Origin of the sequence: Variovorax boronicumulans (assembly GCF_029892485.1) — a bacterium.
Lineage (GTDB): Bacteria > Pseudomonadota > Gammaproteobacteria > Burkholderiales > Burkholderiaceae_C > Variovorax > Variovorax boronicumulans_B.
In genome coordinates this window covers 39,530-64,358 of record NZ_JARXVG010000022.1, presented here as the reverse complement: position 1 = coordinate 64,358, position 24,829 = coordinate 39,530, and the positions used below count along the sequence as shown (strand labels likewise).

Genomic DNA, 24,829 nt, shown 5'->3' with positions numbered 1-24,829 from the left:
CCCACCACCAGCATCTACGGCGAAGTGGGCAAGCTGTGGGCCGCGGGCGGGGCGACGGATGTGAAGTCTTCCGTGCAGGGCTCGCTGGGGTTGCGCATGAAGTGGTGAGGACCATCGCGCATGAACCAATCCGTCCGGACGCGCAACGCGAGCCTTGAGACTTGACAGCGCGGAGCCTCGCTGCCGTTGCGCGGACGGATGGCCGTCCAGGTGGTGCTGCCAGCTTGCGGGAGCACCGGGCGTCCGTTCGATGGGCTGAGTTCCGGTAGACGCAGGCTCTCGCAAGCCGCGCAAGCGGTTTTGCGACAGCCTCGACTTTCAGCAGCGCTGCGCGGCCATGCCCAGGCGAACGCAAGAGGCCATCGCTTGCACCGGAACAAGCTGCGTGCGCGTGCTCTGCGTGGGGCGTTGAACACCGGTCTTTCATCGATGGTCACGAACGGTCTCTTCCGGGCTGCGCCAACGCCCGAGTCGCTTGTGATGGGGAGAAGGAGCTTTTCCATCAGAAGAAAAAATTTCAAACTGGAGCATTGAATGTCGAGTCACGAAAGACGTCGGTTCTCCAGCAGGAAAAGATGCTTCTCACCGTTCTGCTGCCATGCAGGAGCGAGACAACGTTATTGAAGGCGAGATGAAATTCTTGCGCAAATGCGCGCATGAACTTGCCGCTCTGCTTTCCGCACAAATACCTGTGGGCGAGCGCGCTGGATCGGTCTGCGGCGTCTCCCCTGATTCAACGAAGCGGATTCCAGAGACGACCGTCTCTTTACGAGAAATTGCATCGGACGTCGTCCGGCCCAACCGGCGCGCGCTTCGCACCTCCAAGAAGATGGCCCATCCGCATCATCCCTCGCCGCGAGACATTCATGAATGGGAGATCGAGCTCTCGGTCATCGTCAATGACGCTCGAGCTTTCGTCGGGATAGCACGCGTCTCGCGGTTCGGCCAAGAGCCTCGTTCGCTGGTTTGCGAGCCTCAACCCAGCCGCGAGGCAGCGATCCTGAAGGCAAGTCTGAAAGCGAGCATGTTCATAAGCCTTTGGGAAGCCTGAACGGGAAGATCACGTTCAAGGCGGTCACCCGCGAGCTTCCTGCAGGCCATAGCGCCCAGCCTGCGCCGGCGGCGCTTCTCGATTCGCGCGTCCAGCCTCCCCGGGCGGAGTTGTGTCCGGTCCCTGACTTCCTCAATTGCGCCTGAAAGCTGGCCCCGGCTTCCGCCAGCGTCTCCTCGAACAGGCGCGTCTGCTCTGCATTCATCGAGCCGCTCGACTGCTGCTCTCCGCGCTTGGAGTAAAGTCATAAGTCCTCAACACGGAACCCGCAAGGGAAGGACAAAATGGCCACACCGCAAGAGGCAACATCAACGGCAACCGCTTCAGCTGCGAACCTTCTTGGAACAGAGATGGCGCTGACGGCAGCCTTAAGGGCGCTCATCAAGACTCACCCCCATCCCCACCGGCTGGAACAAGAACTTGCGCAACAGCGGCAGTTTTCTCAGGCTCACCTCGAAGCGAGCCCCGTCCCAGACAAAGCGCTGATGGGCTTCGAATTGACGTGGGCACTCATCCTTCATCGGGATCCCGCGCAAGACGTACAACTTGCGCCTGCATCGTAGATTGAGCTGCGGCGGAACGTAAGCCCGCAACCTTGGGACTGCCGAGGGCGGGCTTCGGTCTCCTGCACGCGGTGCAAGACGCCATCACGCGAATTCGTTTCACCGCAAGTGAGACATGACCATCGCACGTCGGCATCGGGAAGGCGTTGGGTGCGCGTCCAGCGACCCCATCTCGACTGAGCTGCTGTAGTGGAGTGCCTCAGTACATGGCGGCAAGGCCAGCGGACTTCGTCCTACTGTTCAGGCCTCCAGGGTGGCGACAATTCGGCACGCCAACCACCAAGGTGGTCCCCTGGGCGTAGCGAGGCAATGACGTCATCGTCATATGCCCCCTCAATGTCTCTCAGCAAACGCGACGCGCTTTGTCCTTTCAAGAGAGAACGTGGCGGGGCAGAAAGATGGTGAAAACGCATCCGACACCCGGTGCATCCCGAACGGTCAAGGTCCCGAGATCGGCCTCGACGCTCTGACGGGCGATGGAAAGGCCCAGACCCAGGCCCGACCTGTCATGACTGTGCTGATTGAAGGGCGCGAACATCGTGGCGGCGCTTCCCGGCGGCAGGCCGCCGCAGTGGTCTTCGACTTCAATCAGTACGTGTTCGCCAAGCTCATAGGCCTTCAATGTGATGTCGGTGTGTGGATGGGTGAACTTGAAGGCGTTCTGCAGGAGGTTCGCCAGCGCTGCAAGCAGCAGTTCGCGATTCCCTCGGATCGCCAGGAGTTGATCCACGGGAGGCACCTCGAGCACACAACCAGCGGCGCTCGCAACCAGCTGCGCCGCAGTCTCGGCTTCCTTGATGAACGCGGCAAGGGAGAAGCTCTGCCGCTGTTCCGGCAGACCGTTGCGCACCTCGGCGAGCGCCCGGCTGATCAGCGTGTTCATTGCCGACAGGCTGCGCTTGAGCACGGCACCGGTGGCGCCACCTACCGTCATGTTGCCCAGTTCGAGGGCATGGATCGCAAGGGTCGCCGTACCCAACGCATTGCGCAACTCGTGGACGAGAAATCCGAAACGCTCGCTTGCGTCGAGGGTTTGCTGGCGGGCGATCTGAGTGTCCCGCTGGGAGCTGAACTCGGTGACGGCATCCGCGATGGCGTTGTCCAGGCAACGGTTCAGCGTCCGAAATTCGCCGACTGCGAATGGAGCGTCGCGTTCGAAAGCCAGGTCCGTGATCGCCTGGCACAGGTCGCCATAGTCGTGAACGACCTGGTCCACCGTATAGCCCAGCTTCAACAGCTCCTTGCCATGGGCTGTGGCGCTCACGCCCATTTCCGACAAGCTCGGCAAGTCCCCGCCAGAGGGGCCCGAGATCCTGATGCTGTCGGCGAGCTTGTCGTCCTCTTCGGCGGCAAGCGTCCTTATCAGCTGCTCAAGGAACAACGGGATGCCGTTGGCCAGCTGGTGTTCGGTGGCGGCGCGCCGGGGCCTTTGTGCAACCTTCGACTTGCATCGCGAAATCAACTCCTCTCGGTTGTTGGTGAGAAAGTTGCGCATGTTCCGGGACCTTGATGGCTTTCGCCTTGTTCATCGATGACGGCCGTCTGCCTCCACTTGGAAGACGGATCGGGCATCGTTGGCTGCTCAGGAAGAATTTGTCTGTGCGCTGCCGCACATGCGCGAAAAGGTCGCCGCGAGAATTTTCATTCGACCGTCCCGGGGTGGAGTTCAGTGCGAAGCAGCCAGTCTGGAGACCGCCTTGCGTCGCGTCTGTACGACGTCGCACAGACCGTAGGGCGCCGTGCGCGCACATTCGATCCAGGACGACGCCTGCCTTGGCAAGCGCCTGCATGCCTCATCGGACTCCCACATGACACCCACCGCCCATTCGCCCCCCGAAAGCTTCGCCCTGCTGGACGCCTGGTGGCGTGCCGCCAACTACCTCTCGGCAGGCCAGATCTACCTGATGGGCAACCCGCTGCTGCGCGAGCCGCTCACGCTCGAACACATCAAGCCGCGCCTGCTCGGCCATTGGGGCACCACGCCAGGCCTGAGCTTCATCTATGCGCACATGAACCGCGCGATCAATGCGCGCGACCTCGACGCAATCTTCGTTGCCGGTCCGGGCCACGGCGGGCCGGGCGTGGTAGCCAGCACCTACCTGGAAGGCACCTACAGCGAGGTCTATCCGCACATCTCGCGCGACGCGGAAGGCCTCAAGCGCCTGTTCACGCAGTTCTCGTTTCCGGGCGGCATCCCGAGCCATGTCTCGCCCGAAACACCGGGCTCCATTCACGAGGGCGGCGAGCTCGGCTATTCGCTGCTGCATGCGTTCGGCGCGGTGTTCGACAACCCGGACCTGCTGGCCTGCTGCGTCGTCGGCGACGGCGAAGCGGAGACCGGCGCGCTCGCGGCGAGCTGGCATTCGAACAAGTTCCTGAACCCCGCACGCGACGGCGCCGTGCTGCCCATCCTGCACCTCAACGGCTACAAGATCGCGGGCCCGACCGTGCTTGCGCGCATCGGCGACGAGCAACTCACGCAGCTGATGCGCGGCTACGGCTACGAGCCGCACTTCGTCTCCGGCCACGAGCCCGAGGCCATGCACCGACTCATGGCGGCGGCCCTGGACGCATCGCTGGACGCGATCCGGGCCATTCAGACGCAGACCCGTTCCGACGGCTTCGGCGCACGGCACCGCTGGCCGATGATCGTGCTGCGTTCGCCCAAGGGATGGACCGGACCGAAGACGGTGGACGGCGTGGCCATCGAGGGCACGCAGCGCGCCCACCAGGTGCCGCTCACGGGCTTCGCCGACAAGCCGGCCCACATCGCGCTGCTGCAGGAATGGATGCAGAGCTACCGGCCCGAGGAGCTGTTCGATGCCGAGGGCGCGCTGCGTGCGGACATCGCCGCGCTCGCGCCCCGAGGCGAACGCCGCATGAGCGCGAACCCGCACGCCAACGGCGGCCTGCTGCTGAAGAACCTCAAGCTGCCGGACTTCCGCGACTACGCCGTGCCCGTGCCCCAGCCCGGCGCCGTCGACGCCGAGGCCACGCGCGTCATGGGCGAGTTCCTGCGCGACGTGATGCGGCTGAACGACCGCGACCGCAACTTCCGGTTGATGGGCCCCGACGAGACGACGTCGAACCGCCTGGGCGCTGTCTTCGAGGTCAGCAACCGCACGTCGACCGCCGACATCCTGCCGGGCGACGACCACGTCGCACCCGACGGCCGCGTGATGGAGGTGCTCAGCGAGCACCTCTGCCAGGGCTGGCTCGAGGGTTACCTGCTCACCGGGCGCCACGGGTTCTTCTCGTGCTACGAGGCCTTCATCCACATCGTCGATTCGATGTTCAACCAGCACGCCAAGTGGCTGAAGGTGACGCGCCACATTCCGTGGCGGCGCCCCATCGCGTCGCTGAACTACCTGCTGACCAGCCATGTATGGCGGCAGGACCACAACGGCTTCAGCCACCAGGACCCGGGCTTCATCGACCATGTGGTCAACAAGAAGGCCGAGGTGGTGCGCGTGTACTTGCCGCCCGATGCCAACACGCTGCTGTCCGTCACGGACCATTGCCTGCGCAGTCGCAACTGCGTGAACGTGATCGTGGCCGGCAAGCAGCCCGAAGCGCAGTGGCTGGACATCGCGGCGGCCGAACGGCACTGCACCGTGGGCCTGGGCATCTGGGACTGGGCCAGCAACGACAACGGCGTGGCGCCCGACGTGGTGATGGCCTGCGCCGGCGACGTGCCGACGCTGGAGACGATGGCGGCCGTGGACCTGCTGCGCACGCTGCTGCCCGAGCTGAAGGTGCGCGTGGTGAACGTGGTCGACCTGATGGCGCTGGAGTCGCCCTCGGGGCATCCGCACGGGCTGGACGACGCGGTGTTCGACTCGATCTTCGGCACAGAGGCGCCGGTGATCTTCGCGTTCCACGGCTATCCGGCGCTGATCCACCGGCTGACCTACAAGCGGCGCAACCACGGCAACTTCCATGTGCATGGCTACCTGGAAGAAGGCACCACCACCACGCCCTTCGACATGACGGTGCTCAACCGGCTCGACCGCTTTCACCTGGCGGCCGACGCCATCGACCGCGTGCCGCGCCTTCGCGAGAAGGCTGGGCATGTGCAGCAGCACCTGCGCGACCGGTTGCTGGACCACCGCGCCTACATCACCCGGCACGGGGAAGACATGCCTGATATCCGCAACTGGAGGTGGGACAGCCGGGCCTGACTGTCGGCGCTCGCGGCCCGCCGGCATTCTTGAGCGCAGCGGGGTGCGGCCGCGATGTTATCTATGCCGCTTCGCCGCGGCTTGTCCCTTGGCTGTGACGCACATCACCGTCGCCTGTCCCGAATAAACGGTTCGTCCCCGCTCGTGCAGTACAGGCGGAAGGTCTGCCTCGATCAGTTGTGCGGTCCGGAGCACATTGCACTTCTCTATGTCGTCCTGGTCGTCGATCTTCAGAGGCAGCTGCGTGCAGCAAAGTCGATTCAGCAGTGTCATCGGCATCTACATTCCTCCAAACGTCAGCGAATCGCGCAGTGCATCGCCGGGAGCTCGGTGGTGTCGGACGAGCGGACTCTTCAGGGTTGCCATGGCGTTTTCCAATCGACGGAAGCTCCGCAACCACGCTAGCACCAAAGCAGCCGGGCCACCGTTCGCCAGCGCACGCCGGCGTGGAAAAATAGCCCGCATCTGTGTGCGGCATCGCACAGACGGCAGGGTATCGGCCGCAAAATGATGGGCACTTTGGAATCTCCTTCCGCCATGGCATCGTCCCCGTCCTCGTCTACAACGCATGCAGCGGTGGCGCGCAACAGTCTCCTGCAGGTCATGCCACCGGAGGTGCTCCAGAGCCTGATGCCGCTCCTTGAATTGGTGCCGCTCAAGCTGGGCGAGGTGCTTTACGAATCGGGCGTCGTGCAGCAATACGTCTATTTCCCGACCGATTGCATCGTCTCGCTGCTGTACGTGCTGGAGAACGGGCAATCGGCCGAGATCGCCGTCGTGGGGCTCGAAGGAATGGTGGGCGTCTCGCTCTTGATGGGCGGAGGTAGCACGCCCAATCGTGCCGTGGTGCAGAGCGCGGGCCACGCATATCGCCTCAGTGCCGGCCACATCAAGCAACTGACCGACAACGGCGGCCCTTTGCTGCACCTGCTGCTGCGCTACACCCAGTCGCTCATCACGCAGATGTCGCAGACGGCGGTCTGCAACCGTCACCACTCGCTGGAGCAGCAACTGTGCCGCTGGCTGCTGCTGAGCCTGGACAGGCTGCCCGGCAACGAACTGGTGATGACCCAGGAGCTGATCGCCAACATGCTCGGCGTGCGGCGCGAAGGCGTGACGGAGGCTGCCGGCAAGCTGCAGCGCCTGAACCTGATCAAGTATTCGCGAGGCCACATCACGGTGCTGGACCGCCGAGGTCTCGAAAAGCAGGTGTGCGAATGCTATGAGGTCGTGAGGCGGGAAACCGACCGCCTGCTGCCGCGCCAGCTGGCGACCTGATCCCGCCGCGGGTCGTGGCCGCTCTTGGTACGCCTGCGCACAGACGCGGCAGGCGTGGTCGGCAACAATGCGCCCGGCTGCGCATTTCCGCGCTGGTTTTCTCCAACAGGCGGTTCCGTGACATCAGCCCCGACCCGCCCCGTTCTCAATCGCTTGCTCGAGGCGCTTCCGCACGCGGACAAGGCGCATCTTCTCGCGAGATGCGACAGCGTGGAGTTGGCTGCCGCCCAGATCCTCTACGAGCCGGGTGATGTCATTCATCACATCCACTTTCCCACCAGCGCGTTCGTCTCGCTGGTTTCCACCGCGGATGGCCACGACGGCCTTCAAACCGGCATGGTGGGCAACGAGGGCGCCCTGGGCTACGAACTGTCGTTGGATGTGCAGAGCGCGCCGCTGCGGGCACTTGTGCAGGGTGCCGGGATGGCGTGGCGGTTGACGGCGCAATCGTTCGCCCAGGAGCTGGAACAGAACACGATGCTCAAGCGCATCCTCAACCGCTACGTGTGCGTGCTCTTGATGGAATTTGGTCGCTCGGGCCTGTGCAACCGCTTCCACCAGATCGAGGAGCGCCTGGCGCGATGGCTGTTGACCACGCAGGATTGCGCGCACACCACACACCTTGCGCTGACCCATGAAGTGCTCGGTCGCATGCTGGGTGTGCGCCGGGTCGGCATCACCAATGCCGCGACGGCGCTGCATACGCGCCAGCTCATCGACTATCGCCGAGGCGTCATCACCATCACGGACCGCGAAGGACTGGAAAACGCGGCGTGCGATTGCTACCGGGCGAACCGGCGCAGCTACGCGCATCTGATCAAGTAGCTGGTGGCCAGCTTTCCACGGTTTTTTTAAAGGCCAGGTCGCGCGATTTCGCTCTGGTTTCTCCACTTGTGAGGGCAATCGGCGCGGTGCCTCACTTCTACTCCGGCGCGGACACATCAGCGCCACCGGCTGGCCCGCCGTCAAGGCTCGAGCGACGGAACCTGTGCAGGTTTGCGATCCAACCGAATTCAAAGCTTTCACGCAACGTGATTGCGCAGACATTGGCAAGCCTGCATGCATCGACAGGCTGGACCCGCGCTTGATCCATCTCAACCCAGCCCGGTGCCGCGGCGCGCAACATCGTTCCCAATCCTCTGCACGAGGATCGCACGTCTCTCTTCCGCGAATGCAAGGCTTCCCTTTCCGGAATCAACACCCGTCACCGAGGCGTTCGCCCGGACCTTCCAGCAACTTCACAGGAGCGTTCATGATTCATTCGACCCAATGCAGGACACAGGAGCAGACGATCGCCGCCATCGAGGGGCTCGACCTCACGCCGATCAAGTTCAAGGCCTGCCGCAAAGAGGACGGCTACGGCTGGTCGGCAGGCTACGCGGACCAGATGGAGGTGGCCTACAAGCGCTACTTGATACTGCACGCCAAGCACCCCGACCTGACGCTCGCTCCCGAGCAGGACGTCGACCGCTTCTGGCACATGCACATCCTCGACACGAGAAAGTACGCAGCCGATTGCGAAACCACTTTCGGCCATTTTTTGCACCACTTTCCGTACCTCGGCCTGCGCGGCGAGGAAGACGCCAAGGCGCTGCAGACGGCCTTCCTGGAGATGCAGCGCTTGTCCGTCGAGGAATTCGGCGAGACGACGCCTGCGTCTCCAAACAAGCCCGCCAGGGATGCGGCTGCATGGTGCTCGCTTGAGTCGGCCAAACCCGCAGCGGCATGGTGTTCGCTCGAGACAGGCAAAGCGTCAGCAGCGTGGTGTTCGCTCGAGGTGGGCGCTCCGGCCGGTACTCCCTTCACGGCAGAGCTCTCGGCGAAGGCCAGCGCGCCTGAACTGGCAGCTTCGCGCGCAGGCTAGGGCTTGGGAGAGAAGCCGGCACCAAGTACAGCGCGCAGTCGCCGAGCCTCGAAGGTCGAGCCATGCCTGTCGATGCCGCCACGAATTGGATCCATCGGTGCAGGTTAGAGGTGCTGGCGAAATCCTGGACTACCACTCCCCATTCACATGAGCCCCTCCATCCCATCACACACTCGGCGTTTTGGTTGGGAGCGACTGGCCCTGGGCGGTTTGCTGGTGCTGCTGGGCGCCATACTCTCCGTTGCGCTGTACGTCGAGCACATGGCGCTGACAGCGCAGGAGGGTGAACGCCTGCAAAGTCAGGCGCGCGTCATCGACGAGAACCTGGTCCGTCAACTGGAAGGTGCGAACAGCGCACTCACGGGAGTTCGTGACGAGGTCGAACGCTCCGGATCGAGAGGCGTTGAGCGACGCGATGCCCGGAGTCCGTACCTTGGTGGTCATGGACAGTCGCGGTGTCATCGTGGCCTCGAGTCGCGCCGAATTGTTGGGCGTGAACTCGAGCCGGCGAGACTTCTTCGTCACACCCCGTCAACGGCCGGACCGAGCGGTGTTGTACCTGTCGACGCCGTTCAAGTCCCCGCTGGGTGAAAGCGTGGTTGCGCTCGGCAAGGTGCTGACGGGCACGCAGGGCGGATTTGCCGGTGTCGTCGTGGCAACGCTCGATCCCCAGTATTTCCAGGTGGTGCTGAGGTCCGTGCTCTACGCGCCGGACATGCGCGCCGCGCTCGCGCACGGCGACGGTGAGGTTTTCGTCAACATGCCGGTCAACCCGCAAGCAATCGGCGTGAATCTGGCACGCCCTGGCTCGATGTTCACTTTGCATCAGCAGAGCGGGCAAGTTGCGACCCTGATGACCGGAAGGGCCGTGACCGCCGGAGACGATCGCATGAGAGCGATGCACACGCTCAACCGAGCCGACCTCCATATCGACAAGCCCATCGTGGCCGCAGTCAGCCGCGAGCTGTCGGCGATCTACTCGCCTTGGCGCGACAAGGTCGTTCGGCGGGGAATTTTCTACGCGATTCTCACGCTCGGCCTGAGCTTGGGTCTTCACTCGAGCCAGCAGCGACGAAGGGAGCTCGATCGCCTGGCAGCGGAGGCCGCCAGCGAGCGACAACAGAGTGCTGAGCGTCTGGAATTCGCGCTGCAAGGTGCCGGCCTGGGGCTTTGGGATCTGCATGTCCCGAGCGGCGACTTGATCGTCAACTCGCGCGAGCGGGCGCTCCTCGGGTTTTCAGAAAACGACCCGCTGCCGCTGGCCGGCGCGTGGAGGGATCTGATCCATCCTGACGATCGCGCGATCGTCGACGCGGTGACCTTGCCGCATCTGCGCGGCAAGTCCGCGGCGTACGTATCCGAATATCGAATGAGGCACAAGGACGGCCACTACATCTGGCTCTCGGCCCAGGCGATGGTCGTCGAGCGCGACGCCGACAACCGGCCGCTGCGGTTCGTCGGAACGCACCTGGACATCACCGAACGCCGCCGCATGGATGCGGAGCTCGAGCATGCCGCAGAGCAGCTGCGCGACAGCGAGGAACAACTCCGACAAGTGACCGACAGCCTTCCGGTGCTGATCTCGCGCTGGGACCCGGAGCAGCGTTTCGGCTTCGCCAACCAGGCCTACCGAGACTGGCTGGACATCGAACCTGCGTCGCTTCTGGGGCGAAGCCTGAAAGAGGTCTACGGTGAAGAGGCTTACAACGACTTTCGTCACCACGTCGAAGCGGCCCTGAGCGGAAGACGGGCTGTGTTCGAACGCGAGATGGTGACACCGCGTGGTACGCGCCAGGTGGAAGTCACGCTCGTTCCCCGGATGGGAAGCAACGGGTCCGTCCAGGCCGTGTACAAACTGGTCATCGATCGCACGGCCCGCCACGAGGCCGAGTTGCAGCGCGCGCGCAGCGAAGAGCGGCTGAGCCTTGCGCTGGAAGGCTCGGGCCTCGCCCTGTTCGACTGGGACCTCAAGGCCGACCGCATCTATCAAAGCGCGCAGGCTTCGGCGATGCGCGACGATCTCGCGTCGGATCAGTCGGCATCGCCGGCCGTGTTTCGGTCATTCGTGCATCCGGAAGATCTGGGTGCGATGCGGGCCAGCATGAAATCGGCCCTGCAGGGGGCAGTGCCGCACTATCACGCCGAGTTCAGGATTCGCAAACGCACGGGAGATTGGCTGTGGGTGCATGCCCGCGGCCGCGTCGTGGAGCGCGACGCCGCAGGCAGGGCGCTTCGACTGGCCGGTACGTATGCCGACATCAACGCACGCAAGGTTGCCGAAGAGCGGCTGCGTCATCGCGCCGAGTTCGACACGCTGACCGAGCTGCCGAACCGCGCGTCGTTCATCGAGCGTTTGCAGCAAGCCATGGCACGGGCAACACCGAGTGAGCCGATGGCACTGCTCTTTATCGACATTGACAACTTCAAGTCGATCAACGACACGCTCGGGCACGAGGCAGGCGACCAGTTGCTGAAGGTTTTTGCGAAGACGATGCGTGACTGCACACGGCAAACCGATATGGTCGCTCGGCTGGCCGGCGATGAGTTCACGATCATCCTGGAAGGTCTGCGGAACGGGAACGATGCCACGGCGCTGGCGAGCAAGCTGGTGGAAGCGCTTCGGGCTCCAACGGTTCTCGCCGGTGCGTCGTTCGAAGTCACAGTCAGCATCGGTATTGCCTTGTGGAAGGCAGGCGATAGCGACGACGCAGCGTTGCTGCGGCGCGCCGATGACGCGCTGTACGAGGCAAAAGGACGCGGCCGCAATGGCTATTTCTGCGCGGAGGCCAATGTGCCGTAAGCGACTGGCCGGAGTCAGGCGGCCGGTAAGCCACATGAGATCGACGTTACGTTGGGCTTCGCGCTCCACCCGGCGTCAGGTGCTGGCATTCTTCTGAAGTCATTTCTTCCCCAGGAAGGCACCTCTGAAGCAGGATCACGTCACGCTCATCTCCAGCGGCGTTGTCTGGAATGCCAGCTGTCGCCAGCGATCACCTTCCCGGCGCCAGACCTGCATCACGCGCGAGTCGATGCGCACGGTGCCGCTGCCGTCCTTGCGCACGGCCACGAGCAACTGCCGGCCTGTCATGAGGGCCGTGCTGCCCAGCACCTGGACTTTGAGCTCCGAGCGGTCGATCTGCTTGTAGTCGACATGGGTGCCACCCGTTCGGAAGTAACTCTCGCAGTCGTCGATCTGCCCCTTGGCATGAACATGGGTGAGACCCGGATGGAGAATTTCGCGCAGGCGCGCGAAGTCTGCGCGCTTCATGGCGTCGCATCGCTGCGCTTCGAGATCGAGCAGCAGGGATTCGGTGTCGGAGGGCGGAGGGGAGGTGGCTTCGTTCATGCGGCGTTCCGGGCAGCAGGGTTTTTCGTATCGGGTCGAGTCGGCGATCGGGTGCCCATATCCCTGGAGGCTCGTTGCATCAAGGCCCCGGCGGCCTCGAGGCTGCGTGCCACGCCGTAGACGAGGTGATCCGGCCTCACGAGCGCGGCCTCGCATCCATGGCGCTCGAACCAGGCTGCGAGGACGCCGTCGGCCTCGGCCAGCTTCAGCACGCCGGGTGCTGCCGTCGCGGCATCGATGCACAGCACCTGCGCCCCGAGGCTTGCCACCGACGTTTCCAAGGCCCGGACCGTCGCTGCATCAGGCGCATGGCGCAACACCAGCAGGAATCCGGGCTGCAGCAGGTCGTCCATCATTCGAGGCGCGACGCCGGGTTCCATGCCTCCCATTGCCTGCGGGAAGGGTGTGCCCGCGGGCAACTCGTCGCGGTCGATCAGCCCGTGGCGCACGCCGGGCAGCAGGCTCTGGCGCAGTTGCATCCGCACCTGCCCACCTTGCTGCTCGCGCAGGCGAAGGTCGCGTTCGGCGGCGCGCACCGGGTCGCGCTCGCAGATGATCTGTCCCAGTCGCTTGACGGTTGCCGTCACGTCTTCCACCTGCGGCCCTCGCTCGTCGCCATAGCTGTCCAGCAGGCTCTCGGAGGCGCGTTCTTCGAGCACCCATTGAAGCTTCCAGGCGAGGTTGACCGCATCGCGCAAGCCCTGGCACATGCCCTGGGCCAGGAACGGCGGCATCTGGTGCGCGCTGTCGCCCGCCAGCAGCACGCGCCCCTTGCGCCATTGCCCGAGGACCACCGCGTGGAAACGGTAGGCCGCCGCGCGCCAGATGCGTGCGTCCGCGGGCGTGATCCAGGGGGCGAGCAGCTTCCAGATGGATTCGTGCGGCATCTCGCGCTGCTCGGCCTCGTCGTCCAGCAGCAGGAACTCCCAGCGCCGGTGCGTGCCCGGTCCCACGACGTAGGTGCAGGGCCGCGACGGGTGGCAGTACTGCACATTGGTGGCGGGCAGCCGGTCGAGCTTGTCTTCGTCGACGTGCATGTCGACCACGATCCAGGGCTCGTCGAAGTCCAGGCTCTTGAGCGTCAGGCCCATCTGCTTGCGCGTGGGGCTGGTGCCGCCGTCGCAACCCACGACGTAGCGCGCGTGCAGTTGCGCCTGCGTGCCGTCGGGCCGGCGAACGTCGAGCAGCGCATGGGTCTGCGACTGGCTCAGCTGCTGCACCTCGTGCCCGAGATGGATAGCCACGCCGGGGAGCTTGCCCACGGCCTGGCGCAGCGAGGCTTCCAGCGCCGGCTGGTTGAAGGTATACGACGGCGCCCACGCGAGCGGGTAGGGCGACGGCCCCATGTCGAAGTGCTGGATGGGTTCGCCGTCGCTGCCCTGGTAGATCGTCGGGCGGTAGGGCGTCATGTGCGGCGCAAGCGCCCCGGCGATGCCGATTTCCTGGAAAACGCGCAGTGCTTCGTGGTCGAGCGCGAAGGCGCGCGGCAGCGGGTAGATCTGTTCCGACTTGTCGAAGACCGCGACGCGCAAGCCGCGTTGGCCGAGCAGCGCGGCGAGCGTTGCGCCGACGGGGCCGAAGCCGATGATCGCCACGTCGACGGGTTCCGGGTTCTGTTGGAGCATGGTCTGTGTTGAATGCATGAATTTAGAATTGTGCATAAAACATGATTTCATGCGCAAAGGGTTATCACTGATGACGGCATGCCGTGCGGTCGAAAAGAATGCACAAAACGCGCTTTGTGCATATGGCCATCAGCAAGGAGACACCATGACGACGATGAAAGCCGCCCGACTGCACCAGGTCGGCGCCCCGATGGAAGTCGAGCAGCTTCCGATTCCCCAGCCTGCCGCCAACGATGTGCAGGTGAGGGTGCGCGCGTGCGGCATCGTGCCCAATCTCGGCAACATCCTGGCCAACTGGACGACCTGGTTTCCGGAGCTGCCATTGCCTCCGCTGCCCGCGGTCTTCGGGCTCGATCCAGCCGGCGAAGTGACGGCGGTCGGCTCCCACGTGCACACTTGGAAGCCGGGCGATCGCGTCTACGTGAACCCCAGCCTCTATTGCGGCGGCTGCCGCGCCTGCCGCAACGGCGACCTGATCAACTGCACGCACTACGCGTTCAGCGGCTACTTCGGCTTCTCGCAGAACTCGCTCAAGCTCTACAAGAACTATCCCTTCGGCGGCCTGTGCGAATACATGATCGCGCCGCAGTACGCGCTGGTGAAGCTGCCGGACAACGTGAGCTTCAACCAGGCGGCACGCTTCGGCTACCTGGGCACGATGTACTCCGCGATGCGCAAGGCGCAGGTCGGCCCGGGCCGCAGCGTGCTCATCAACGGCATCAGCGGCACGCTGGGCATCGGCGGTGCGCTCCTCGGCCTGGCCATGGGCGCCACGCGCATCCTGGGCACCGGGCGCAACCGCGAGTTGCTCGAGCGCGTGAAGGCGCTGGCGCCCGATCGGATCGAGGTCTTCTCCAGCGCGGACGGCGAGGCCATCGACGCGTGGGCCAAGACACGCACCGACGGGCTGGGCGTGGACACCTTCATCGACGCGCTGGGCCCCGGCGCGCCGCACGAGACCTTCCAGCAAGGCGTGCAGGCGCTGAAGCGCGGTGGCCGCGCCTACAACATCGGCGCGATCGCCGGCATGGTGGGCATGGACCTGCACACCATGATGGACGAGCAGCAGAGCATCGAGGGCTCGGCCTGGTTCACCGCCGGCGAGGGACAGGACATGGCCGACATGGCGGAGGCCGGCACGCTGGACCTCTCGATCTTCGAGCACGTGTGCTATCCGCTGGACCGCATCAACGAAGCGATCTCGGGCATTGCGAGCCGCAACGGCGGTTTCAGCAATTTCGTCATCAATCCCTGAAAGGGCACCATGAAGATCAGGCGCGTAGTGGCCGGCACGGGTGCCGGCGGCAAGGCGAAATTCATCTCGGATGGGCCGGCGCCGCGCAGCGTCGAATTCACGACCGTGCCCGGCTTCGCCGCGACGCTGCTCTGGGCCACCGATGCGTCCGACAGCGTGGGCACCGGCACCGTGGGCGACCGCACGGGCGAGGCGGGCTTCGTGCCTGCCAGCGGCGGCACCCGGCTCATGATGGTCAGGTTTCCGCCCGATGCGGTGATGATGCGCGCCGACTTCGATGCGGCCGCCTTCGGCGCCGAGTTCGGCCGCCTGGTTCCCGGCCTGGCCGAGACCTTCGAGCCCGATCACCCCGGCATGCACACCACCGACAGCATCGACTACGACGTGGTGCTCGAAGGAGAGATCACGCTGGAGCTGGACGACGGCGCGCAGGTGCTGCTGCGCAAGCATGATGTGGCCGTGCAGCACGGCAACCGGCATGCCTGGCGCAATCTCGGCGACCAGCCCGCGACCATGCTGTTCGTGCTGGTGGGCACCAGGCGCCAGGGCTGAGCGGACCGTACATGTCGCAGATGCTCTCTTCAGCGCCGGACTGCAGCCCCGAGCGCAGCCTTGTCCAGCAACGCGATTTCCTCAAGGAGGTCGGCGAGCGCGGCGCGCACGAAATCGAGCGTGGCTTCGTCGACCAACTGGCCATCGCGAAGCCGTGCGTTGACGTTCGCGATGGCCACATGTTGGCGGACCACGGGCCGTGCCAGCGTGGCGGCCAGGGCGTCGCGGATCTGCGCCTGCGCCCGCACGCCGCCGGCGGTGCCGGGCGAGGCGGTGATGACGAGCGCGGGCTTGCCCTTGAGCGGCGAGGCGAAGCCGGGCCGCGACGCCCAATCGATGGCGTTCTTCAGCACGCCGGGCATCCCGTAGTTGTATTCCGGCGAACACAGGACCAGGCCATCGGCCTGCGCAATGGCGTCCTTCAGCCGGGCCACGGCGGCGGGCGGCGCATCGCCATCCAGGTCGGCGTTGTAGATCGGAACGTCGTCCAGTGCGAAGAGCTCGATGGTCGCCGGCGCCGGCAGCAGCGGCTGCAGGCTGCGAAGCACCGCGGTGCAGTTGGAATTGCGCCGGATGCTTCCGGAGATGCCGAGCAGGCGGATGCCGGTTGCCGAGGTGCCGTGTGCCATGTCGATGTCCCGAATCAAAAAAACGGAGTTTATGCATAAAATGACTTCCATGCACAAACAAGAAACCAACACATTCGAGCCGCCGTTGGTCGAACAGGCCTTCGCCCGCTTGCGGCAAGACGTTCTGGCCGGCACGTTCGAAGCCGGCGCCAAGCTCAAGCTCGACGAGCTCCAGTCCGCCTATGGCTATTCGAGCAGCCCGCTGCGCGAGGCGCTCAGCCGGCTGGCGCAGGAAGGGCTGATCCGCGCCGACGAGCGCCGGGGCTTCCGCGTGGCGCCGATCTCCGAAGACGACCTGGCCGACATCACGCGCATGCGCGTCATGCTCGACGTGCCGGCGCTGCGGGAAGCCATTGCCCAAGGCGACGACGCCTGGGAGGCGGACATCCTGGCGGCGTACCACCGCCTGGAGAAGGTCGAGTCCCGCCTGAGCGACGGCCCGGTCATCCTCGACAACGACTGGTCGCAACTGCATCGCGCCTTTCACCTCGCACTGGTGGCTGCGTGCCCCTCGGTGCGCCAGCGCGTCTGGGGCGCCAGCCTGTTCGACCAGGCGGAGCGCTACCGGCGGTTTTCCGCCCGTCACAGGAAGACCGCGCGCCGCAAGTCGAACGAGCACAGGAAGATCATGGACGCCACCTTGCGCCGCGATGCCGACACGGCATGCGCCCTGCTCGAGGAGCACATCCTGAGCACGCAGCGCAACGTGCTGGCTGCACTCAAGGCAGCCCAGTCCATGCAGCCATAGGGCCACGGCCCGATCACAGGAGACAGCATGCTCAAGGTCGCCCGACCCACGCCCTCGCACTTCGGAATCTTCGTCACGGACCTGGACCGGATGGTGGCCTTCTACACCGAGACCTTTGACCTCACGATCACCGATCGCGGCGAAGGCCGCACGTTCAAGAACCAGCTCGTGTTCACCAGCGCCAGCCCGGACCAGCACCACCAGCTGGTGCTTGCCTCGGGCCGGCCGGCGGAGGCGAAGTTCAGCACCGTGATGCAGATCTCCTTCGTGGTGCCGAGCATTCAATACCTGCGGGATATTTCCGCGCGCGCCGAGGCCCGCGGCGCCACCAGCATCCGCGGCCTCAATCACGGCAATGCACTCTCGGTCTACATGCTCGACCCGGAGGGCAACACGGTGGAGATCTACGTCGACACGCCGTTCTACGTGGCGCAACCGCATGGCGACCCGCTCGATCTGTCGAAGGACGACGAGACGCTCATGCGCGAGACCGAGGAGGCGTGCCGCAAGGACCCCACCTTCATGCCGCTTGCGCAGTGGCAGGCCCAGTTCGAATCGCGTTCGCCCGCAGCATCTGCCGCCTGAACGCAGCCCGACTTTTACGCACATCCATTTCAACCGGAGTTCCCATGAAGCTTTTGTCATTTGTCCATCAAGGCCGCGAAACCTGGGGCGCAGTCGTCGGCGACGGTGTGGTCGATCTCGGCAAGGCGCGGCCGCAGCATGCGGGCCTGGTCGACTACATCGCTTCGGGCGAATACCTGCAGGCGGCGCAGCACGTCGAAGGCCTGCCGGTGGCGGCGAAGCTGGCCGACATCACTTTCCTGCCGGTGATCCCGCGCTCCGAGAAGATCGTGTGCGCCGTGCGCAACTACATGGACCATCACCAGGAGGTGCTGGCCGCCGGCATGCACCGCGAGCTGTCGGAGCAGCCGCCGATCTTCCTGCGCGTGTGGCGTTCGCAGTGCGCGCACAACCAGCCGATCGTGCGGCCGCATGTGTCGGAATCGCTGGACTGGGAGGGCGAGCTCGCCGTCATCATCGGCAAGGGCGGGCGCAACATCGCGGAGGCCGACGCCTTCGACCACGTGGCGGGCTACGCCTGCTACAACGACGGCAGCGTTCGGGAGTGGCAGTTCCATGCCAAGCAGATCGCCTCCGGCAAGAACTTCGAGTCGACCGGCGGCTTCGGCCCCTGGATGGTCACGGCCGACGAGATCGCACCCGGCCGCGAGCTCAAGCTGGAGACCCGGCTCAACGGCGAAGTCGTGCAGAGCAGCCACACGGGCCACATGATCTTCAGCATTCCGAAGCTCATCAGCTACGCCTCGACGATCTTCACGCTCGTGCCCGGCGACGTGATCGCCACCGGCACGCCCGCAGGCGTGGGCTGGAGCAAGCAGCCGCCGCGCTTCATGAAGCCGGGCGACGTGTGCGAGGTCGAGATCGAAGGCATCGGCGTGCTGCGCAACCCGATCGTGCAGCAGGACTGAAGCGAAGCGCTTCGCCCGGGGTTGCACGCACGACACGCAGCAGCCCTCTCACAAGAATCATCGGAGACAAACACCATGCGGCGCAGACGATTGCTCGTCGCCGCAGGCCTTGCCATGGCCTGCGCGGCACCTCTTGACGGCATGGCCCAGGGCTATCCGGACAAGCCGATCAAGATCTACCAGGGCTTTGCGGCCGGCGGCAACGCCGACACCATCGCGCGCGTGGTCGGCGCCGAGATGACCAAGGGGCTGGCGCAGCCTTTCGTGGTCGAGGCGCAGGCCGGGGCAGGGGGCACCATCGCCGCCGCAACGGTGGCGCGTGCCAGGCCCGACGGCTACACGCTGCTGCTGGCCACGGGCGGCCATGCGGTCGCCGGCGCCCTCTACAACAAGCTCGGCTACCAGACGGTGTCGGACTTCCAGATGGTCTCGACGATCACCTACTTTCCATTCCTGCTGGTGGTGCGCGCCGACTCGCCGTACCGGGGGCTCGCCGAAGTGCTGGCCGCGGCGCGCGCCGACGCGCGCAGCGTGTCGTACGGGTCCGCGGGCATCGGCTCCACGCACCACCTCGCCGGCGAGCTGCTGGTCAAGAGCGCCAAGGCCGAGATGCTGCACATTCCCTATCGGGGAGATGCGGCGGCGCTCACGGCGCTGCTCGGCGGCGAGGTGCCGATGATCATCGCGCCGCCCACGGCCGTCATGACCAACATCAAGGCCGGCAAGCTGCGGGCGCTGGCCACCACCGGCGCGCAGCGGTGGCCCCAGATGCCGGAGCTGCCGACCGTGGCCGAGCAGGGCGTGCCCGGCTACGACGTGCGCTCCTGGGCCGGCTTCATGGCGCCGGCCGGCACGCCGCGCCCGATCGTCGATCGGCTGCAGGCCGAGACGCTCAAGGCCCTGCAGTCGCCGGGCGTGCGTGCGCGCCTGGAAGAGATGGGCGGCGAAGCGCGCGGAAGCACGCCGGAAGAAATGACCACGATGGTGGCCGCCGAACTGAAGCGGTGGACCGCCGTCGTGAACGACGCGCACATTCCCAAGCAATGAGGTTCACGCCATGTCACTGATCCAGATCCGCAAGCGCAGTCTTTCCATCGAAACGATCTACCACGAGGGCGGCCCGCCGGTCGCGACGCCGCTCCGGCTGGCGGCGGCCTGCGCCGTCATCCACAACCCCTATGCAGGACGCTACGAGCCCGACCTCGTGCCCTTCATGACCGAGCTGCGCTCGCTCGGCACGCTGCTTGCCGCCGAGCTGGTCGAGGTGCTCGGGCGAGACAACATCGAGGTCTACAGCAAGGCCGCGATCGTCGGCGTGAACGGCGAGCTGGAGCACGGCGCGGTCTGGCACGAAGCCGGGGGCTGGGCCATGCGCAGCATCCTGGGCGAGCCGAAGGCGATCGTCCCCTCGGCCAAGGCGGTTGCCGCCACCGGCTACCGGCTCATGGTGCCGCTGCACTACATCCACGCGGCGTACGTGCGCAGCCACTACAACTCGATGGAGGTGGGCATCCAGGATGCGCCGCGCCCGAACGAGATCCTGTTCGCGCTGGTGATGGGCACGGGAGGGCGGGTGCATGCCCGCCTGGGCGGGCTCACCAAGGACAAGGTCGCCGTGCACGACGGGCAGCGGTGATGCACACCATGAAGGCGATCCAGCTCGAGGCACCCGGCGGTCCCGAGGTTCTGCAACTGGTGCAGCTTCCCCTGCCGCAGCCGCGGGCGGGCGAAGTGCGCGTCAAGGCGGTGGCCATCGGCGCCGGCGGCCCCGATGTGCTGATCCGCAACGGCACCTACAAGTGGATGCCGCCCCTGCCGGCGATTCCGGGCAACGAGATGGCCGGCATCGTCGATGCCACCGGACCCGGTGTCACGGCCCTGCAGGTCGGCCAGCGCGTGTTCGTGAGCGCGCGCGAACTGACGCAGCGCGGCGGCTGTTATGCCGAAGCCATCTGCGTGCCCGAGGCCGCGCCATTCGTTCTTCCCGATGCGATCGGTTTCGAGGATGCCGTCAGCCTCGGAAATTTCCAGCTCGCGCTGGCCATGCTCTCGAGCAACGGCAACCTGCCTGCGGCTTCCGTGCTGATACCCGGCGCGGCAGGCGGCGTCGCCACGGCGCTGGTGCAGGTGGCGCGCGATCGCGGCCTGCATGTGATCGGGACGGCCTCCACACAGGAGAAGAGGGACTTCGCGCTGGCCAATGGCGCGCACGAGGTCGTCGGGAGCGACCCCCAGGGCCTGACCGAGAAGGTCATGCAGCTCACGGGCGGGCGTGGCGTCGACCTGGCCTTCGACCATCTCGGCGGCGTGCATTTCATCGCCTGCCTGCGCGCGCTGGCGCCGTTCGGCATGGCGGTTTCCTACAACATCGTCACCGGCCCGCCGGCCGGCGACGTGTTCGAGGAGTTGCGCAAGTTGCTGGGCAGGAGCCTGGCCGTGCGCACCTTCTCGATCCACGCCATCGATGCCGATGCCACCCAGCGGCGCGGACTGATGGAGTCGGCGATCGCCCTCATGGCCGCGGGCCGAGTGCGTGCGCCGAGGGCCACCAGCTTCGCATTGGCGGATTCGCGCCGTGCGCACGAAGTACTCGACAGCGGCAGCGCGCTCGGCAAGATCGTGCTGTTGCCCGATGCCTGAATGCAGGGCATGCCGCCGGCTGCGGGGACAGGGGCGGTGAAAATCAGCCTGCAACGGCCATGCGCGGATGGTTGGCCCAGGGGCAGCACGCTACGGCGGCGATTTACGGCGCCGGAGTTCCGCCGCAACGGCGCTGCCGAGCGTGTCGAGGTCGAAGGGTTTCGCGAGCACGGACTTCGGGCCGATCAATTGCTCCACCACGTTCATATCGGCATAGCCGGTGGCCATCAGGATCGGGAGATCGCTGAACAGCTTCTGTGCGTGGGCGATCAGTTCGGCGCCGTTCATGTGCGGCATGAGGTAGTCGACCAACAGCAGGTCGGGCCTTGCCTTTTGCAGTTCGACCAGACCGGATGTGCCATCGGCCGCCTGTCGGACGCGGAACCCGAGTACCTGCAGGCTCTCGACCATGCTGCGGCGCACGCCGGGGTCGTCTTCGACCACGAGGATTTCGGCCTGCTGTGCATCCGCGACCGCCTGCCCGGCGGCTTGCCCCTCCTGCGAGGCCTCGCTCGGTGCAGGCGCCAGCGGAAAGCGCAGCTTGATCGCGGTTCCTGCGCCGACCACGCTTTCGACGAAAGCGTTTCCTCCCGACTGGCGCGCGAAGCCATAGACCTGGCTCAGGCCCAGTCCGGTGCCGGCATGCTGCTTGGTCGTGAAAAAGGGATCGAAGATCTTGTCCAGCAGGTTCTCGGGGATGCCGGTTCCGCTGTCGCGCACCGTCACTTCGGCGGAGCCCAGGGGATGGTCGGGTTCGCCGGCGGCGCCTTCCGCACGCGCCGGCGAAATCTCGGTGTGGATCTCAAGCGTTCCGCCCTGGGGCATGGCATCGCGTGCATTGACCGACAGATTGAGGATCGCCATCTCCATCTGCGCGGCGTCCACAATCACGAACGCGGGCTGTTCGCACAACGACAGCGTCAGCTTCACATGCGATCCGACCGAGATGGAAATAAGTTCCGCCATGTTGCGGATCAACGCATTCATGTCGTGCAGCTTCGGCACGAGGCTTTGCGTGCGCGCGAAGGACAGCAGCTGTCCCGTCAGCCGTGAGCCGCGATCCACGGCCTGCTTGGCCCGGCGTGCGTAGTCGCGGACCCGGTCCTCGCCGACCTTCAGCCGCTCGATCAACTGCAGGTTCAGATTGACCACGTGCAGCAGGTTGTTGAAGTCGTGGGCGATACCGCCCGTCAGCCGGCCGAGCGCCTCCATCTTCTGGTTCTGGACGAGGGAGTTCTCGATGCGTTCGCGCTCCAGGATCTCGCGCATCAGCCGGTCGTTGGCGCTGGCCAGGTCGGCCGTGCGTTCGGCGATGCGCGATTCGAGCGCGCCGTTCATCTGCTCGACGCTCGCCTTGGAGGCCTCCAGCTCGGCCAGGTGCCTGCGAGTGAGGTACTGGCGCTGGCGTGCCCGGAGCGCAGATTGCGCCGCGCTGATCAGCGTGTCGGCATTGACCGGGCGCTCGAGCAGGACCAGGTTGCTGAGGTCCTGCAGCGCCGACCGCGCACGCGCCGACCGGCGAACGGTTTGCCGGGCCGCGAGCACCACGAAGGGATAGTCGGACCACGGCGGCTGCTGCGCGAGGATGTCGCGCAGCGCCGCAACGGTCTCGCCGTCGAGCGATTCCTCGGTCAGGATGGTTGCGGCCGATCCGTTGCCGATCTCCCGGATCAGTGCGCGTGCGTCCGGGCAGACATGTGCGTCGATGCGCCGTGCGGCCAGCGCATCAAGGATGAGTTGGGCATCGCGCCCGAACGGCGCGAGGATGAGCATCCGGTTCTCCACCTTGTCACGCCCGTTCTGCGTCGCCCAGGAGCGCGGTTCGGCCGCGATAGCGTGGCAGTCCCGCCATCACGCCTTCGAAGTCGGTGAGAGCGTCGCCGATCTCCAGGCCCGTCGGGCCGAGGCGGAATTGATGGATGGTCGTCGCATGCGCGCTCGAGCGGCTCTTGATCACGGAGATGGCCTTGAGCAACTGTCCCCGCGCCTCGAAATACCGGAACTGGACCATCGAATCGCTCAGGTAGCTCAGGTCCACGTCGTTGGGCGCTTCGCCGGTCAGGCCGTGCTGCGAGAGCACGACGATGGTGGTGACGCCCTGCAGGTTCAGGTAGGTGAGCAGTTCATGCATCTGCAGCATCAGGAAGTTGCTGCCGGGCATCGCGATCAGGTAGGCATTGAGCGTATCGATCACCACGGTCCTGACCCCCTCGCGCTCGACCGCCTCGCGCACGCGGTGCGAGAACTGGCCTGCCGAGACCTCTGCCGGATCGATGGTGTGCACGGCCAACTGTCCTGTCGAGATGTACTCATCGATGCCCAATGCCAGGGCACTGGATCGGATCGTCAGGGTCTTGACGCCCTCGTCGAAGAGGAAGATGGCGGCCTTGCCGCCGCGCTGCACGCTGGCACGCGCGCAGCAGACGGCCGTCGTGGTCTTGCCTACACCCGCAGGACCCGCGAACAGCAGGTTGGTGCCGGGGGTCAAGCCGCCGCCGAGCAACCGGTCCAGGTCGGGGTTGCCCGAACTGAGGGGATCGCTGGCAAAGGCACGTCCATGCTCGTTGGCCACCAGCCGGGTGAACACGTGCAACCCGCCGTGGTCCAGGCTGACGTCGTGCTCGCCTTCGCGAAACTTGACGCCGCGCAGCTTCACGACACGCAGGCGGCGCTTGTCGGAGCCGTAGGTGCCGGTGTTCTGCTCGAGCTGGATCACCCCATGCGCGATGCTGTGAAGGTGCATGCCGTCGGCCGCCCGCGCCTTGTCGTCGAGCAGCAGCACCGTGCATTGCTGGGCCAGGAAGAAGCGCTTGAGCGCCAGGATCTGGCGGCGGTAGCGCATGGGGTCCTGGGACAGGATGCGCAGCTCGGACAGGCTGTCGAACACGACACGCTGCGGCCGCAGCCGCTCCACCACGGCCATCATGCCGCGGATGGTCTCGCCCAGTTCGAACTCCGAAGGATGGAAGATGCTTTGCTCGGATTCGGCGCTCAGCCCGTCGTCGCTGACGAGGTCGAACACCTCGATGCCCTTCAGGTCCCAGCCGTGGGACAGGGCACCTTCGGCCAGTTCCTGCGAGCTCTCGGACAGCGTGACGTACAGGCCTTTCTGGCCAAGCTCGCGGCCTTGAAGCAGAAATTGCAATCCGAGCGTGGTCTTGCCGGCGCCAGGCGTGCCTTCGACCAGATAGAGGTGTCCCGCAGCGAGCCCGCCTGCGGTGACTTCGTCGAGCCCGGGCACACCCGTCGGCTCGAGATTCGGTGACAAAGCTTGTTCGGAAGTACGCATCGTGGAGGCTGCCGTTCAAGATCGATTGGTGAGCACCTGCAATCTAGCGAAGCCTGTTGCGCTTGCGCCGCGTCACGAAGCGCAGCCCTGTGTAGGCCCACGGCTTGCGCGCGCGTACGCGGCGACCGGGGGGAATGCCAGGATCGCGAATGGTCATGCGGGTGAAGGTAAACATGCATCGCCCAGAGGAGACGGCGAAAGATTTCAATAACTTGCCCTCGATGTAATGTGGTTGCCGATCTGGTATCGCAACACGCAAAAAAACGATTGGTACTCCTGCGGATGCTTCCATAGCATCGCCGGCGCCAACTCGCC

General features: G+C 65.5%; 22 protein-coding genes. 15 read left to right on the top strand and 7 right to left on the bottom strand.

Annotated features, from left to right (window positions below; genetic code table 11):
* Window positions 1-598 precede the first annotated feature (598 nt).
* Together M2282_RS30045 and M2282_RS30040 are read left to right on the top strand one after the other, a co-directional pair.
* A complete protein-coding gene (locus M2282_RS30045; RefSeq protein WP_280812422.1) occupies window positions 599-1,051 on the top strand; it encodes a hypothetical protein in 453 nt (150 codons plus the stop codon).
* A gap of 284 nt (window positions 1,052-1,335) precedes the next feature.
* Window positions 1,336-1,614 carry a hypothetical protein gene (locus tag M2282_RS30040; protein WP_280812421.1) on the top strand — a complete coding sequence of 93 codons (279 nt, stop codon included), beginning with the start codon at window positions 1,336-1,338 and terminating at the stop codon, window positions 1,612-1,614.
* 370 nt (window positions 1,615-1,984) lie between these two features.
* On the opposite strand, the gene M2282_RS30035 is transcribed toward M2282_RS30040, so the two are convergent.
* Entirely contained in the window at window positions 1,985-3,109 is a 1,125-nt protein-coding gene (locus tag M2282_RS30035; RefSeq protein ID WP_280812420.1) for a sensor histidine kinase, read from the bottom strand.
* Between the two features lie 313 nt (window positions 3,110-3,422).
* Here M2282_RS30035 and M2282_RS30030 point away from each other — a divergent pair, with 313 nt between their 5' ends.
* The 4 genes from M2282_RS30030 (at window position 3,423) to M2282_RS30015 (ending at window position 8,937) form a co-directional block, all read left to right on the top strand.
* Window positions 3,423-5,795 (top strand): phosphoketolase family protein, encoded by a 2,373-nt coding sequence (locus tag M2282_RS30030; protein WP_280812419.1) that lies wholly within the window; start codon window positions 3,423-3,425, stop codon window positions 5,793-5,795.
* A gap of 537 nt (window positions 5,796-6,332) precedes the next feature.
* Window positions 6,333-7,073, top strand: a complete 741-nt coding sequence (locus tag M2282_RS30025; RefSeq protein ID WP_280812418.1) for a Crp/Fnr family transcriptional regulator — start codon at window positions 6,333-6,335, stop codon at window positions 7,071-7,073.
* Between the two features lie 54 nt (window positions 7,074-7,127).
* The gene (locus M2282_RS30020) at window positions 7,128-7,898 is read left to right on the top strand and encodes a Crp/Fnr family transcriptional regulator (protein ID WP_280812417.1); all 771 of its coding nucleotides are present in this window, start codon (window positions 7,128-7,130) and stop codon (window positions 7,896-7,898) included.
* Between the two features lie 427 nt (window positions 7,899-8,325).
* Entirely contained in the window at window positions 8,326-8,937 is a 612-nt protein-coding gene (locus M2282_RS30015; RefSeq protein WP_280812416.1) for a glycine-rich domain-containing protein, read from the top strand.
* A gap of 165 nt (window positions 8,938-9,102) precedes the next feature.
* On the opposite strand, the gene M2282_RS30010 is transcribed toward M2282_RS30015, so the two are convergent.
* Entirely contained in the window at window positions 9,103-9,381 is a 279-nt protein-coding gene (locus M2282_RS30010) for a hypothetical protein (protein WP_280812415.1), read from the bottom strand.
* Here M2282_RS30010 and M2282_RS30005 point away from each other — a divergent pair.
* Window positions 9,380-11,737: a sensor domain-containing diguanylate cyclase gene (locus tag M2282_RS30005; RefSeq protein WP_280812426.1), complete on the top strand. Its 2,358-nt coding sequence runs from the start codon at window positions 9,380-9,382 to the stop codon at window positions 11,735-11,737. The two genes, M2282_RS30010 and M2282_RS30005, sit on opposite strands and share 2 nt — an antisense overlap.
* A 135-nt stretch (window positions 11,738-11,872) precedes the next feature.
* On the opposite strand, the gene M2282_RS30000 is transcribed toward M2282_RS30005, so the two are convergent.
* Window positions 11,873-12,283 (bottom strand): nuclear transport factor 2 family protein, encoded by a 411-nt coding sequence (locus tag M2282_RS30000; protein WP_280812414.1) that lies wholly within the window; start codon window positions 12,281-12,283, stop codon window positions 11,873-11,875.
* Window positions 12,280-13,908: a bifunctional 3-(3-hydroxy-phenyl)propionate/3-hydroxycinnamic acid hydroxylase gene (locus M2282_RS29995; RefSeq protein WP_280812413.1), complete on the bottom strand. Its 1,629-nt coding sequence runs from the start codon at window positions 13,906-13,908 to the stop codon at window positions 12,280-12,282. The genes M2282_RS30000 and M2282_RS29995 overlap by 4 nt, the downstream gene beginning before the upstream one ends.
* A gap of 145 nt (window positions 13,909-14,053) precedes the next feature.
* On the opposite strand from M2282_RS29995, the gene M2282_RS29990 reads away from it, so the two are divergent.
* Both M2282_RS29990 and M2282_RS29985 read left to right on the top strand, forming a co-directional pair.
* Window positions 14,054-15,163, top strand: a complete 1,110-nt coding sequence (locus M2282_RS29990; protein WP_280812412.1) for an alcohol dehydrogenase catalytic domain-containing protein — start codon at window positions 14,054-14,056, stop codon at window positions 15,161-15,163.
* A 9-nt stretch (window positions 15,164-15,172) separates the two neighbouring features.
* Window positions 15,173-15,715 carry a cupin domain-containing protein gene (locus M2282_RS29985; protein ID WP_280812411.1) on the top strand — a complete coding sequence of 181 codons (543 nt, stop codon included), beginning with the start codon at window positions 15,173-15,175 and terminating at the stop codon, window positions 15,713-15,715.
* A 29-nt stretch (window positions 15,716-15,744) separates the two neighbouring features.
* Here M2282_RS29985 and M2282_RS29980 read toward each other — a convergent pair whose 3' ends face one another.
* Complete coding sequence (locus M2282_RS29980; RefSeq protein WP_280812410.1) at window positions 15,745-16,344, bottom strand: NADPH-dependent FMN reductase; 600 nt, start codon at window positions 16,342-16,344, stop codon at window positions 15,745-15,747.
* A gap of 31 nt (window positions 16,345-16,375) precedes the next feature.
* On the opposite strand from M2282_RS29980, the gene M2282_RS29975 reads away from it, so the two are divergent.
* The 6 genes from M2282_RS29975 to M2282_RS29950 all read left to right on the top strand — a co-directional run bounded on the left by M2282_RS29975 (window position 16,376) and on the right by M2282_RS29950 (window position 21,225).
* Window positions 16,376-17,092: a GntR family transcriptional regulator gene (locus tag M2282_RS29975; protein ID WP_280812409.1), complete on the top strand. Its 717-nt coding sequence runs from the start codon at window positions 16,376-16,378 to the stop codon at window positions 17,090-17,092.
* A gap of 27 nt (window positions 17,093-17,119) precedes the next feature.
* Window positions 17,120-17,677, top strand: a complete 558-nt coding sequence (locus M2282_RS29970) for a VOC family protein (protein ID WP_280812408.1) — start codon at window positions 17,120-17,122, stop codon at window positions 17,675-17,677.
* A gap of 44 nt (window positions 17,678-17,721) precedes the next feature.
* Entirely contained in the window at window positions 17,722-18,585 is an 864-nt protein-coding gene (locus M2282_RS29965; protein WP_280812407.1) for a fumarylacetoacetate hydrolase family protein, read from the top strand.
* 75 nt (window positions 18,586-18,660) lie between these two features.
* Window positions 18,661-19,632: a tripartite tricarboxylate transporter substrate binding protein gene (locus tag M2282_RS29960; RefSeq protein WP_280812406.1), complete on the top strand. Its 972-nt coding sequence runs from the start codon at window positions 18,661-18,663 to the stop codon at window positions 19,630-19,632.
* Between the two features lie 10 nt (window positions 19,633-19,642).
* Window positions 19,643-20,221: an amino acid synthesis family protein gene (locus M2282_RS29955; protein WP_280812405.1), complete on the top strand. Its 579-nt coding sequence runs from the start codon at window positions 19,643-19,645 to the stop codon at window positions 20,219-20,221.
* Window positions 20,221-21,225: a zinc-dependent alcohol dehydrogenase family protein gene (locus M2282_RS29950; RefSeq protein WP_280812404.1), complete on the top strand. Its 1,005-nt coding sequence runs from the start codon at window positions 20,221-20,223 to the stop codon at window positions 21,223-21,225. Before M2282_RS29955 ends, M2282_RS29950 begins: the two co-directional genes overlap by 1 nt.
* A 90-nt stretch (window positions 21,226-21,315) precedes the next feature.
* Here the strand turns inward: M2282_RS29950 and M2282_RS29945 are convergent, their stop codons facing one another.
* Together M2282_RS29945 and M2282_RS29940 are read right to left on the bottom strand one after the other, a co-directional pair.
* A complete protein-coding gene (locus tag M2282_RS29945) occupies window positions 21,316-22,998 on the bottom strand; it encodes a response regulator (RefSeq protein ID WP_280812403.1) in 1,683 nt (560 codons plus the stop codon).
* Window positions 22,999-23,014: 16 nt separating this feature from the next.
* Window positions 23,015-24,514, bottom strand: a complete 1,500-nt coding sequence (locus tag M2282_RS29940) for an ATPase domain-containing protein (RefSeq protein WP_280812402.1) — start codon at window positions 24,512-24,514, stop codon at window positions 23,015-23,017.
* Window positions 24,515-24,829: the final 315 nt, after the last annotated feature.